Below are 12,115 nucleotides of genomic sequence, written 5' to 3'. Positions count from 1 at the left end.
GGGTTGAAATGGGAGACAACCATGATAGATCTGTACACCGCTGCGACCCCCAATGGCCACAAGGTTTCCATCCTGCTTGAAGAACTCGGATTGCCCTACACGGTGCATGCCTTGAGTTTCGACAAGCGCGAGCAAAAGGCGCCGGCGTTTCTGAAGATCAATCCCAATGGGCGTATTCCGGCCATCGTCGACCGAGACAATGGCGATTTTCCCGTATTCGAATCCGGCGCGATCCTGGTGTATCTGGCCGAGCGCAATGGCCAACTGCTGCCCACCGATGCCAAGGGCCGCTCGATCGTCATGCAGTGGCTGATGTTCCAGATGGGCGGTATCGGGCCCATGCAGGGCCAGGCCAACGTGTTCTTCCGCTATTTTCCGGAAAAGCTCCAGGGCGCCATCGATCGCTATCAGCATGAAACTCGACGCCTCTACGAAGTCCTCGACACCCGCCTGCAACAGGTCGAGTACCTGGGCGGGGACTACAGCATTGCCGACATCGCCACCTTCCCCTGGGTGCGCGGTCATGAGTGGTCCGGTGTTTCGGTACAGGGCTTGCCGGCCCTGCAACGCTGGATGGCGGCCCTGGAGGCCCGGCCTGCGGTCCAGCGTGGCTTGCAGGTTCCGCAACGCAGTGACGACGCCAGCGTCGTCAAGGGTGCCCAGGCCATGCTTATCCGATGAGAGTTTCCATGCGTTCAATCAGTGTTCTGGGCTTGTCCTTGCTAAGCACCCTGGCCCTTGCCGCCGATCTGCCCGGCAGTCATGACCTGCCCCTGGTGCCCCGTCTGACCGATGCACAAATCGTCGACTACCGCCCGCAAGTGGAGCAGGAGCGTGTCTACCCGCTGGGTTCGATCCGCAGAATCAGCGGCCAACTGCGCTTTGACGGTCAGGTCAATGCCCGGGGCAAGCTCACGGCCATCACCTACCAATTGCCCGCCGAACGCACTTCCAACGAAGCCTTCACCCTGGCTCGCGAAGCCTTGCAGAAGCAGGGCGCAGAGCTGCTGTTCTGGTGCCAGGCCCGGGATTGTGGCGAGAGCAGCCTGTGGGCCAATGAAGTGTTCGGCAACGCCAAGCTGTTTGGCGCCGACGAGCAGCAGGCCTATCTGCTGTTGCGCCTGGCGGCGCCCCAGGACAACTCCCTGGTAGCCCTGTACAGCATTACCCGGGGTAACCGCCGGGCCTACCTGCACGTGGAGCAGTTCGATGCCAGCGCGGCCCTGGGTGACTTGTTGCCCACTTCGGCCACCCTGCTGCGGCAATTGAAGGACACCGGCAAGCTGGATCTGCCCAAGCTGACCGATCCCCAGCCCGTCTGGCTCAACCTGCTCTCCCGCGGGCTGAACCTGGACACCACGCTGCGGGTCAGCCTGTCCGGTCAGCAGGCCGAAGCCTGGCGCCAGGCCCTGATTGGCCAGGGCGTGCTGGCGACGCGCATGGAAACCGGCGACACCCAAGTGGCCGGGCTGCACTTCGAACTGCTGCGTTAAGCTGTTTCAGGCGGCCTGCACTCGCGGGTTCGCCTACTCTTCTCCGTTTACCCTTGTGCGAGACATTTCATGCCCAATAACGATCGCCTGCTGGTGCAGATTCTGCTCCTGGTGTTGTTTGGTGCCAGCTTCTGGGTGATGGCGCCTTTCTGGTCGGCGCTGTTCTGGGGCGCGGTGCTGGCCTTTGCCAGCTGGCCGCTGATGCGTTTGCTGACCCGCTGGCTCAACGGCCGCGAATCCCTGGCGGCGGCCCTGCTGACCCTGGGCTGGATGCTCCTGGTGGCTGCGCCGCTGGTCTGGCTCGGGCTCAACCTGGCCGACCACGTGCGCGATGCCACGGCCTTTATCAAGGACGTGCAAGTCGACGGCCTGCCGGAGGCGCCGGCCTGGCTGGGCAGCCTGCCATTGGTGGGGGAGCGCCTGGTCGGACTGTGGAACAGCATCGATCAACAGGGCGCGGCGCTGATGCTGGCCGTCAAGCCCTATCTGGGGCAGGTAGGCAACTGGCTGCTGGCCCGCAGCGCACAGATCGGCGGCGGTATTCTCGAACTGACCCTGAGCATTGTCTTCGTGTTTTTCTTCTACCGCGACGGTCCGCGCCTGGCGTTGTTCGTGCACAAATTGCTGGAGCGGCTGATCGGCGAACGGGCCGGCTACTACATCGATCTGGTCGCCGGCACCGTGCAGCGGGTGGTCAACGGGGTGATCGGCACCGCTGCGGCCCAGGGCCTGCTGGCGCTGATCGGCTTTCTGATTGCCGGTGTGCCAGGAGCGCTGGTGCTGGGGATCGTCACCTTCCTGCTCAGCCTGATTCCCATGGGGCCGCCCCTGGTGTGGATTCCGGCCACGGCCTGGCTGGCCTGGAAGGGCGAATACGGCATGGCGGTGTTTCTGGGGATCTGGGGCACCTTCATCATCAGCGGCGTCGACAACGTGCTCAAACCCTACCTGATCAGTCGCGGCGGCAACCTACCCCTGGTGATTGTGCTGCTCGGGGTGTTCGGCGGTCTGATCGCCTTTGGCTTTATCGGTCTGTTTATCGGGCCGACCCTGCTGGCGGTGGCCTACAGCCTGCTGCTGGACTGGAGCGCCAGTCAGGCCCGGACCCAGGAGCCGCGCTAAGGCGCGGCTTGCCGCTCTACCAAGGAGCGGCAAGCGTCCATCAGGCGGCGACGTTGACGCTGTTGCCGACGCTGCTGGCAGGGTTCAACTGATACTGCTTGTTGAGGTTGGCGATCATCTTGCCCAGGGCTTCGGCCAGGTTGGCCTGCGGGTTCTGAGTCTCGCTGTCCTGGTTGCGTCCGGCTTGCAGCGCGGCCTTGAGTTCATCGCTGCTGATGCCGCCGCTGCTGTCGCTGTCGAGTATTTTCAGCAATGCCGAACTGGTGTCGTTGCTGGCTGAGTTCTGGTCGCCGGACTGCAGGGCGCTGCTCAGCTCGTCGGCACTGATGCTGGCGTTGCCGTCGCTGTCGAGCTGGCCGAACAGTTGCTCGCCGGAGAGCTGTTGCGGGGGCGGAGGCGGCGTCAGGCTGGCGGCCAGTTCGTCTGCACTGATGTTGCCATCCTGGTTCTTGTCCAGGGCCGAGAAGAGTTGCTTGCTGTCTGCACTGCTACCGGTACTGCTCAAGCCGCTGCTCAGTTCGTCGCTGTTGATGACGCCGTCGCCGTCGCTGTCCAGAGCGCTGAGCAGGGCGTCCGCCAGTTCGGTGCCGGGCGCCTGGCCGTGATGCGCCGGTGGTGCCATGGCGGCCATTTCATCGCTGCTCAGGCTGCCGCTGCCATCGCTGTCCAGCTCGCTGAAGTTCTTGCTCAGGCTGACCAGGACACCCTTGTCGCCTTTTTGCGACAGAGCGTTGTTCAACTCGTCCTGGTTCACCGCGCCGTCGCCATTGCTATCGAGCTTGGCGAACAGTTCCTTCTGCAACTGTTGGCCGCGGCTGGTGCTGGAGGTACTGCTGCTGGAGCTGTAATAGCTCGAATAGTTGCTGCTGACACTACCAATCATGGGATTCGCTCCTTGGGGATGAATGGATCCGGCGGGGAACCGGCTCATGCAGCCTCAAGGCTGGAGTTGTCCTGGGTATCGGCGCTTTGTACCCGTGGCTACACAAGGGGCTCAGGGGCGTGGCAGGCGCAGCACTGCGGTCAGGCCGCCGCCAGGGGTTTCCTCCAGCAGCAGTTGTCCGCCCATGCGCTCCGCCGCTTCACGGGCGATGGTCATGCCCAGGCCGACGCCGCCGGAGTTGCGGTTGCGTGAGCCTTCGAGGCGGAAGAAGGGTTCGAACACCGCCTCGCGCTTGTCGGCGGCGATACCGGGACCCTGGTCGATGACCCGGATCAGCAACTGATCCCGCTGGTCCTCCAGGGCCAGGGTGGCGTGGCCGGCGTAGCGCAGGGCGTTGTCCAGCAGGTTGTTGATGCACGATTGCAGGGCCATGGGCTGGACCAGCAGTGGCGCGCAATGGCCCTGGGCCTGGACCTGGGCGCCCTGGTCCTGGGCGTTCTCGCACAGCGATTCCACCAGCGCCTGCACGTCCATCCATTGCTCGGCCTCGCTGGTGCGCTGTTCATGCAGATAGCTGAGGGTGGCGTCGAGCATCTTGATCATGTCGTCCAGGTCCTGGCGCATCTGCCCCTGCAGCTTGCTGTCCTCGATCTGCTCCAGGCGCAGTTTCAAGCGTGACAGCGGGGTACGCAGATCGTGGGACACGGCGCCGAGCATGCGTCCCCGCTGCTGGACCTGTTCCCGTATGCGTTTCTGCATCTGGTTGAAGGCGCTGGCGGCCTGCCGTGCTTCCCGAGGGCCGTCCTCGTCCAGGGGCGGGCTGTCGAGGTTTTCGCTCAGGCGTTCGGCGGCGTCGCTCAGGCGCTGGATCGGCCGCGAGAGCAGCTTGGCGCCGTACCAGGCGGCAATGACCAAGGAGATCAGCTGGAAGGTCAGGGGCACCAGCGGTCCGCCAAACCAGGGGCGTGGCGGACGTTGCGGGAAGTTCGGCGGCGGCCCGGGGGGAGGGCCATTGCCGAGGGCCACCGGCGGCGGTGGTGGTGGTGGAGGGGGCGGCGGGTGTCCGTAATGGTGGAACCAGAAGAACGCCAGCAGGTGGGCGAGCACGATCGCGATCAGCAAGACGCCAAACAGGCGGCCGAACAGCGTATCGAAGCGCCCGCGCATCAGCCGATGTCTCGTGCGTCGAACAGGTAGCCTTCGCCACGCACGGTCTTGATCAGTTGCGGCGATTTCGGGTCGTCGCCGAGCTTCTGCCGCAGGCGCGACACCAGCAGGTCGATGCTGCGATCGAAGGCCTCGATCGAGCGACCCCGGGCGGCGTCCAGCAGCTGTTCGCGGCTCAGCACCCGGCGCGGGCGTTCGATGAAGACCCAGAGCAGGCGGAACTCGGCGTTGGACAACGGCACCACCAGGCCATCGGCGGAGATCAGCTGGCGCAGCACGCTGTTCAGGCGCCAGTTGTCGAAGCGGATATTGGCCCGCTGTTCGCTGCGATCGTCGCGCACCCGGCGCAGGATGGTCTGGATCCGCGCCACCAGCTCCCGCGGTTCGAAGGGCTTGGCCATGTAGTCGTCGGCCCCCAGTTCGAGGCCGATGATGCGGTCGGTGGGCTCGCAGCGGGCGGTGAGCATGAGAATCGGAATGTCCGATTCACTGCGCAACCAGCGGCACAGGGACAGGCCGTCTTCGCCGGGCAGCATCAGGTCGAGCACCACCACGTCGAAGTGCTCGGCCTGCAAGGCCTGGCGCATCGCCGCGCCGTCGGTGACGCCGCTGGCGTGGATGTTGAAGCGCGCCAGATAGTCGATCAGCAGTTCGCGGATCGGCACGTCGTCATCGACGATCAGGGCCCGGGTGTTCCAGCGCTTGTCGTCGCCATTGGCCACGGCTTTGGAGTCGTCGTTCAGAGGGGCTGGAGTGTTATGCATGGGTGCGTTCATCTGCCAGGTAGGCTGCCGGTCATCAGGAGACGACGGCGAGGTTGTGGCTTCAGCATAGGCGTCCGGCTTGGGGGCTGGAAGTGCTGTTCGAAGGTGTTGCGGCTGGCGAGGGTAGCGCCGGGGATTGTTGTCGGCGTGTCGTCAGTGTATCGAGGTTGATACAAATGCCGTTGCACCGCAGGGGATTGTCCGGGGTGTTCAGGTGGCTTGCACACCGTTGAGGAGGATTTACCGTTGATCGGGTCCCGGAGCGGCGCGGCTTGCGCTACAATCCGCGCCGATTTCGACTTGCCTGAGAGCCCCTTCATGTCCGCCTGCCAGACTCCTATCATCGTCGCCCTGGATTTCCCCACCCGTGACGCCGCACTGAAACTGGCCGATCAACTGGACCCGAAACTGTGCCGGGTCAAGGTCGGCAAGGAGCTGTTCACCAGCTGCGCCGCCGAGATTGTCGGGACCCTGCGCGACAAGGGCTTCGAAGTGTTCCTGGACCTGAAGTTCCACGACATTCCCAACACCACCGCCATGGCGGTCAAGGCCGCCGCGGAAATGGGCGTGTGGATGGTCAATGTGCACTGCTCCGGCGGCTTGCGCATGATGGCTGCCTGCCGCGACGTGCTGGACCAGCGCAGCGGTCCCAAGCCGCTGCTGATCGGCGTTACCGTGCTCACCAGCATGGAACGTGAAGACCTGGCCGGCATCGGCCTGGACATCGAGCCCCAGGAGCAGGTGCTGCGCCTGGCCGCTCTGGCGCAGAAAGCCGGAATGGACGGCCTGGTGTGCTCGGCCCTGGAAGCCCAGGCCCTGAAGAGCGCCCATCCGAGCCTGCAACTGGTGACGCCGGGGATTCGTCCTGCGGGCAGCGCCCAGGATGACCAGCGGCGGATCCTCACCCCGCGCCAGGCCCTGGATGCCGGTTCCGACTACCTGGTGATCGGTCGTCCCATCAGCCAGGCGGCCGACCCGGCCAAGGCCCTGGCCGACGTGGTGGCCGAAATGGCCCTGTAACACGCCTGCTCTTGTAGGAGCCGGCTTGCCGGCGATAGCGGTTTTGCGGTTGGCGGCCCTTTCCGGCCGCCGTCGCGGATCGCCGGCCAGCCGGCTCCTGCGGATTCAGACTTTCAGCACCAGCTTGCCGAAGTTCTCGCCGCTGAACAGCTTGCCCAGCGTCTCGGGGAAAGTCTCCAGGCCTTCGACAATGTCCTCCTTGCTCTTGAGCTGCCCCTTGGCCATCCAGCCGGCCATCTCTTGCCCGGCCGCCGCAAACTGGCTGGCGTAGTCCATCACCACAAAACCTTCCATGCGTGCCCGGTTGACCAGCAGCGACAGGTAGTTGGCCGGGCCCTTGACCGCTTCCTTGTTGTTGTACTGGCTGATGGCGCCACAGATCACCACCCGCGCCTTGAGGTTCAGGCGGCTGAGCACCGCATCGAGGATGTCGCCCCCGACGTTGTCGAAATACACATCGACGCCTTTCGGGCATTCGCGCTTGAGCCCGGCGTGGATGTCTTCGCTCTTGTAGTCGATGGCGCCGTCAAAACCCAGTTCGTCGATGAGGAACTTGCACTTGTCCTGGCCGCCGGCAATCCCCACCACGTGGCAGCCTTTGATCTTGGCGATCTGCCCGGCAATGCTGCCCACAGCGCCGGCGGCGCCGGACAGCACCACGGTGTCGCCGGCCTTGGGCGCGCCGACGTCGAGCAGGGCGAAGTAGGCGGTCATGCCGGTCATGCCCAGGGCCGACAGGTAGCGCGGTAGCGGTGCCAGCTTGGGGTCGACCTTGTAGAAGCCACGGGGTTCGCCAAGAAAATAGTCCTGCACGCCCAGCGCGCCATTGACGTGGTCACCCACCGCGAAGCCGGGGTGGTTGGAGGCGATCACCTGGCCCACGCCCAGGGCGCGCATGACTTCACCGATGGCCACCGGCGCGATATAGGACTTGCCCTCGTTCATCCAGCCGCGCATGGCCGGGTCCAGGGACAGGTATTCGTTCTTCACCAGAATCTGCCCGGCGGCGGGCTCGCCCACGGCTACCTGCTGGTAGGTGAAAGTGTCGCGGGTAGCCGGGCCGACGGGGCGTTTGGCGAGCAGAAACTGGCGATTGGTCAGGCGGGTCATGGCAGGCACTCAAGGGGTGGATGAAGCCCTAGTTGATAGACCCTCGCGTGGGTTGCCGCAAGGTTTGCCGATTCAGCGAATGGGTGTCGATCCAGTGCGGTGATGAACGCCCCGGTATTTTCATCACCAGGATGCATAAGGCCTCAACCGGCCTTCTGATAATGCTGACGCCGACCGGGACGGCTATGGCTAGATGGGCCCCACAGCTGACCCGTATCTGATCGAGGATCTTTGCAATGAGCATGACGTTTTCCGGCCAGGTGGCCCTGGTGACCGGCGCGGCCAATGGCATCGGCCGGGCGACGGCCCTGGCGTTTGCCGCAGAAGGCTTGCAGGTGGTGGTGGCGGATCTGGATGTGGCCGGGGGCGAAGGCACCGTGGCGCTGATCCGCGCGGCGGGAGGCGAGGCCGTGTTCGTGCCCTGCAACGTCACCCAGGAAGCGGATGTGCAGCAACTGATGGCCCGGACCCTGGAGGCCTATGGCCGCCTGGACTATGCCTTCAACAACGCCGGGATCGAGATCGAGAAGGGCCGCCTGGCCGAGGGGAGCCTGGACGAGTTCGACGCCATCATGGGGGTCAACGTCAAGGGCGTCTGGCTGTGCATGAAGTACCAGTTGCCGTTGCTGCTGGCCCAGGGCGGCGGGGCCATCGTCAATACCGCCTCGGTGGCGGGCTTGGGCGCGGCGCCGAAAATGAGCATCTATGCGGCGTCCAAGCATGCGGTGATCGGTCTGACCAAATCGGCGGCCATCGAGTACGCCAAGAAAAAGATCCGCGTCAACGCGGTCTGCCCGGCGGTCATCGACACCGACATGTTCCGTCGGGCCTATGAAGCGGATCCGAAGAAGGCCGAGTTCGCTGCGGCGATGCACCCGGTGGGGCGTATCGGCACGGTCGAGGAAATCGCCAGCGCCGTGCTTTACCTGTGCAGCGATGGCGCGGCCTTCACCACCGGTCATGCGCTGGCGGTGGATGGTGGTGCCACCGCGATCTGAGCCTTCGGCCGGCCCCCTTGGCGGCAGTCGCCGCGGGGGCTGGATGGAATCGACCTCTAATGTCCTGAAAACGACCTCCGCCTAGCTTTTTGCCATTATTGGCGCCTCGAAGACTTGTGCGTCGGTGCGCGCCGTTGCGACCCTTCGCTCACACGGATGGCCCTATGGCCATTGGGGATTGGAAGGGGACTGCGCACCATGACTTCGGCCGCGAGTGGACGTTTTGCCAACCTGGGCATGGCAAAGAAACTGGGTATCGGGTTTGCCCTGGTGTTGCTCTTGACGGCCCTGGTGGCCGGTATCGGCGTCTGGTCGCTGCAGACCATCAGCCAGCGTTTCGATGGCCTCAAGCAAATGTCCCAGCTCAACAGTGGCGTGCTCAAGGTGCGACTGCTGGAGCAGGATTATGCCCTGCATGGCAACAGCCAGACCGTGGACAGCCTGCACGAGAGCCTGGAGGGGTTGCTGGGGCTGGCCCAGCAGCTCAAGGGGCAGTCGGCGGCCAACCAGACGGCGATGGCTGATGTCGAGTTGGCGCTGGCGGACTATCGCAAGGCCTTCGACGAGTTCGTCGAGTTGACCCAGGCCAAGGACCTGGCCCTGGAAATGGCCAGTTGGTCGGTGTCCAGCGTGGCCAACAACCTCGACGTACTGCAGGCCGGGCTGGCGGATGACGGCGCCTACACCCTCAAGGATTCCCAGGGCAAGGAGGGCGCGGAGTTCATCGAGCAGGCCAACCAGATCAGCCAGGTTTCACGCCTGATGCTGCAGGCCATGAACGAAGCGCGAGTGCGCCTGGACCAGAATCGCAAGGGCGATGAGCAGGCAGGCGCCGAGCAGGGCAAGATCGAGCAGGCCGAGCAGGCGCTGGCCCAGGCCGAACAGCTGAAGACCGCAGTCAAGGATGCGGGTTACCAGACGGTGCTCAACGAGGTGTCGGGGCACATCGGCAACTTCAGCGAAAAACTCAACGAATACACCGGCCTGCTGACTCAGGAAAAACAGGTCTATCAAAAGCTGCATGAGCGTGCGGCCCAGGTAATGGCGCGGGTCGACCAGGCCTATGTCGCCCAGGACCTGGCGATGCAGGGCGAGCTGGACAAGAACTCCTTGCTGATCATCGGCTCCTCGGCCCTGGCCCTGCTGGTGGGGCTGTTGGCGGCCCTGAGCATCACGCGCCTGATCGTGCGGCCGCTGCGCAGCGTGATGCATGTGGCCCAGCAGATCGCCGCCGGCGACCTGACGGCCAGCGTGGCCGTGACCCGGCGGGACGAGATCGGCCAGTTGATGCAGGCGATGCAGCAGATGGGCAGTGGCCTGAGCGGCATCGTCAGCGGCTTGCAGGCCGGGATCGAGCAACTGGCCAGTTCGGCCCAGTCGCTGTCCTCGGTCACCGAGCAGACCAACCTGGAAGTCAGCAGCCAGAAAGAAGAAACCGAGCAAGTGGCCACCGCCATGAACCAGATGACCGCCACGGTGCACGACGTGGCGCGTAACGCCGAGCAAGCCGCCCAGGCGGCTCAGGCCGCAGATGACAAGGTCGAGAGTGGACAGCAGGTGGTGCGCCAGAGCATGCAGCGCATCGAGCAACTGGCGGACTCCGCGACCCGGGCCAGCAGCGGTATCGAAAGCCTGAGCGCCGAGATCGACAACATCGGCAGTGTGCTGGATGTGATCAAGAGCGTGGCCGAGCAGACCAACCTGTTGGCCCTCAACGCCGCCATCGAGGCGGCCAGGGCGGGGGAGCAGGGCAGGGGCTTTGCCGTGGTGGCCGACGAAGTGCGGGCCCTGGCCAAGCGGACCCAGCAGTCCACCGAGGAGATCGCGCGTCTGGTGACCGCGTTGCATGCCGCCGCCGATGCTTCGGTGCAGCAGATCAAGGGCAGTGGCGAGTTGGTGAAGCTGGCGGTCAGTGATGCCCTGCAGACGGAGAGCGCCCTGGGCAGCATCGCCGCGGCGGTGTCGTTGATCCAGCAGATGAACCAACAGATCGCGGCTGCCGCCGAGCAGCAGAGTTCGGTGGCGGAAGAGATCAACCGCAGCGTCACCAGCATTCGTGCCAGTGCCGATCAGTCGTCACTGGCCATGCAGGGCAATGCCGCGTCGAGCATCGAGCTGGCGCAGTTGGGGGGGGAATTGAAAGGGATGGTGGGGCATTTCCGCTTGTAGCGGCGGGGACGGCGTAGCGGCATCGAACCCTTGTCCGGCGCGGGTTGCGCCGGACAAGGGTTTTTTATCTCAGTCGTAGATGGCTTTCTTTTTCCAGTCGGCGTCGGCTTCCACGGTCTTAAGGCCCTGGGTCAGCTCGTTGACTTCATCTTCCGCCGGCTCCAGGGTCGACAGCACCATGGAGTTGGCGCGAACCAGGAGCTTATCCAGGTACTCCAGCTGTTCCTTGTAGACCGCCGGATCCGGTTGCTTGCGCAGGTATTGCACGCCGCGCTCGAAGGCCAGGCGGGCCTGGCCCGGCTGGTTCTGCTGCAGGGCGTATTGCCCCAGGTTGTTGAAGAACTCGATGTGCAGCAGCACCAGGATATGGCGGATTTCCTTGATCCAGCGCTTGGCTTCATTGGGTTGCAGGAACCCGTCGTGGGCGGCACGGGTGACCTGGCCGTGCATCGCCTCCAGCAGGAAGCGCACGTCCTTGGCCTTGGCTTCGGTCTGGATCGGCGCAGGCGGGTTGTTCACCGGAATCGATTCGCCCTGGCCAATCAGGGGATTGAGTTCGGCCTGGCGCGCCTTGAGCGCGTTGTCGGTCTTGTCGAGACTGAGCATGCGCTGCACCACGTTGAGCTCCAGGCGGGTCAGCAGCAGTTTGAGGGCCGGGGTCATGAACTGGCCGGGAAAGGTTTCGGTGATCTCGCCGCAGCGGCGCAGGCGGTCATTGAGTTCGACCTTGGTGCGGGCCTTCTCCAGTTTGTTGTTTTCCACCACATGGTTCATGTAGCCAATGGCGATCAATAGTGCGATCCCGGCTATTACCAGCAGGGTGATCATGAGTGGTGTCACCGTTAAAACCTCGTTATAGGATTCGCGTGCGAGTGTAGTGGCTTGGCATTTAGACGCATAGCGCCGCTCGACGAGCCGGGTATGGCGGGTGCTGCTTATATAGGTGGCAATGGTCCGGGCAGAACCTCGGGTGCAAATTGCCATTACCGGCTGCGGAGGACTATAACGCCTTGTCGAGTGACAGAATATAGGCGTCAAAGCCTGGACCACAGAAAACCCCGCAGCGGGCCTTAAACTGCCCCGAAGTCATTGATTTAAATAAAATTATATCTGGGGGTTGACGGCCTCCCAAAGCATCCATAGAATGCGCGCCACTTTCAACGGAAAGCAAAGCGCGAAACGTTGAAGGCAGTGAATGTTGTAGTGTGTCCCCTTCGTCTAGTGGCCTAGGACACCGCCCTTTCACGGCGGTAACAGGGGTTCGAGTCCCCTAGGGGACGCCAATGCGGGAATAGCTCAGTTGGTAGAGCACGACCTTGCCAAGGTCGGGGTCGCGAGTTCGAGTCTCGTTTCCCGCTCCAATTTTAAACGGCACTGCTTTCGGGCGGG

At 63.9% G+C, this 12,115-nt stretch carries 11 protein-coding genes, 2 tRNA genes and 1 pseudogene; 9 read left to right on the top strand and 5 right to left on the bottom strand.

All coding sequences use genetic code 11. The features are described from left to right. Positions 1-21 precede the first annotated feature (21 nt). The 3 genes from GGI48_RS06040 to GGI48_RS06030 all read left to right on the top strand — a co-directional run bounded on the left by GGI48_RS06040 (position 22) and on the right by GGI48_RS06030 (position 2,615). A complete protein-coding gene (locus tag GGI48_RS06040; RefSeq protein WP_179597477.1) occupies positions 22-681 on the top strand; it encodes a glutathione S-transferase family protein in 660 nt (219 codons plus the stop codon). A gap of 8 nt (positions 682-689) precedes the next feature. After that, positions 690-1,493 carry a DUF4892 domain-containing protein gene (locus GGI48_RS06035; RefSeq protein ID WP_042941099.1) on the top strand — a complete coding sequence of 268 codons (804 nt, stop codon included), beginning with the start codon at positions 690-692 and terminating at the stop codon, positions 1,491-1,493. A 69-nt stretch (positions 1,494-1,562) separates the two neighbouring features. Then, complete coding sequence (locus tag GGI48_RS06030) at positions 1,563-2,615, top strand: AI-2E family transporter (protein WP_179597475.1); 1,053 nt, start codon at positions 1,563-1,565, stop codon at positions 2,613-2,615. Between the two features lie 40 nt (positions 2,616-2,655). On the opposite strand, the gene xopAW is transcribed toward GGI48_RS06030, so the two are convergent. The 3 genes from xopAW to GGI48_RS06015 form a co-directional block, all read right to left on the bottom strand. Next, on the bottom strand, positions 2,656-3,498 hold the full coding sequence (gene xopAW / locus GGI48_RS06025; protein WP_179597473.1) for an EF-hand domain-containing protein: 843 nt from the start codon (positions 3,496-3,498) through the stop codon (positions 2,656-2,658). A 111-nt stretch (positions 3,499-3,609) separates the two neighbouring features. Then, a complete protein-coding gene (locus tag GGI48_RS06020) occupies positions 3,610-4,665 on the bottom strand; it encodes a cell wall metabolism sensor histidine kinase WalK (protein ID WP_179597471.1) in 1,056 nt (351 codons plus the stop codon). Next, the gene (locus tag GGI48_RS06015) at positions 4,665-5,429 is read right to left on the bottom strand and encodes a response regulator (RefSeq protein ID WP_047302778.1); all 765 of its coding nucleotides are present in this window, start codon (positions 5,427-5,429) and stop codon (positions 4,665-4,667) included. Before GGI48_RS06015 ends, GGI48_RS06020 begins: the two co-directional genes overlap by 1 nt. Positions 5,430-5,747: 318 nt before the next feature. On the opposite strand from GGI48_RS06015, the gene pyrF reads away from it, so the two are divergent. Further along, positions 5,748-6,449, top strand: coding sequence for an orotidine-5'-phosphate decarboxylase (pyrF, locus tag GGI48_RS06010; protein WP_179597469.1), 702 nt, complete (start codon positions 5,748-5,750; stop codon positions 6,447-6,449). 105 nt (positions 6,450-6,554) lie between these two features. Here the strand turns inward: pyrF and GGI48_RS06005 are convergent, their stop codons facing one another. Next, positions 6,555-7,559 carry an NADP-dependent oxidoreductase gene (locus GGI48_RS06005; RefSeq protein WP_179597467.1) on the bottom strand — a complete coding sequence of 335 codons (1,005 nt, stop codon included), beginning with the start codon at positions 7,557-7,559 and terminating at the stop codon, positions 6,555-6,557. Between the two features lie 236 nt (positions 7,560-7,795). Between GGI48_RS06005 and GGI48_RS06000 the strand changes: the two genes are divergently transcribed. The 3 genes and pseudogenes from GGI48_RS06000 (at position 7,796) to GGI48_RS31405 (ending at position 10,726) form a co-directional block, all read left to right on the top strand. Next, on the top strand, positions 7,796-8,557 hold the full coding sequence (locus GGI48_RS06000; protein ID WP_016968249.1) for an SDR family oxidoreductase: 762 nt from the start codon (positions 7,796-7,798) through the stop codon (positions 8,555-8,557). A 156-nt stretch (positions 8,558-8,713) separates the two neighbouring features. Then, positions 8,714-9,817 (top strand): annotated as a pseudogene (locus tag GGI48_RS31410) (HAMP domain-containing protein); the annotation flags it as partial. A 27-nt stretch (positions 9,818-9,844) separates the two neighbouring features. Then, complete coding sequence (locus tag GGI48_RS31405) at positions 9,845-10,726, top strand: methyl-accepting chemotaxis protein (RefSeq protein WP_409565396.1); 882 nt, start codon at positions 9,845-9,847, stop codon at positions 10,724-10,726. A gap of 69 nt (positions 10,727-10,795) precedes the next feature. Here the strand turns inward: GGI48_RS31405 and GGI48_RS05990 are convergent, their stop codons facing one another. Further along, entirely contained in the window at positions 10,796-11,554 is a 759-nt protein-coding gene (locus GGI48_RS05990) for a hypothetical protein (protein WP_179597465.1), read from the bottom strand. Positions 11,555-11,933: 379 nt separating this feature from the next. Here GGI48_RS05990 and GGI48_RS05985 point away from each other — a divergent pair. Both GGI48_RS05985 and GGI48_RS05980 read left to right on the top strand, forming a co-directional pair. Continuing rightward, a tRNA-Glu gene (locus tag GGI48_RS05985) sits at positions 11,934-12,009 on the top strand. Positions 12,010-12,011: 2 nt separating this feature from the next. Continuing rightward, a tRNA-Gly gene (locus tag GGI48_RS05980) sits at positions 12,012-12,087 on the top strand. Positions 12,088-12,115: the final 28 nt, after the last annotated feature.

The organism is Pseudomonas protegens (genome assembly GCF_013407925.2).
GTDB lineage: Bacteria > Pseudomonadota > Gammaproteobacteria > Pseudomonadales > Pseudomonadaceae > Aquipseudomonas > Aquipseudomonas fluorescens_AP.
This window is presented reverse-complemented; position numbering and strand designations above follow the sequence as displayed.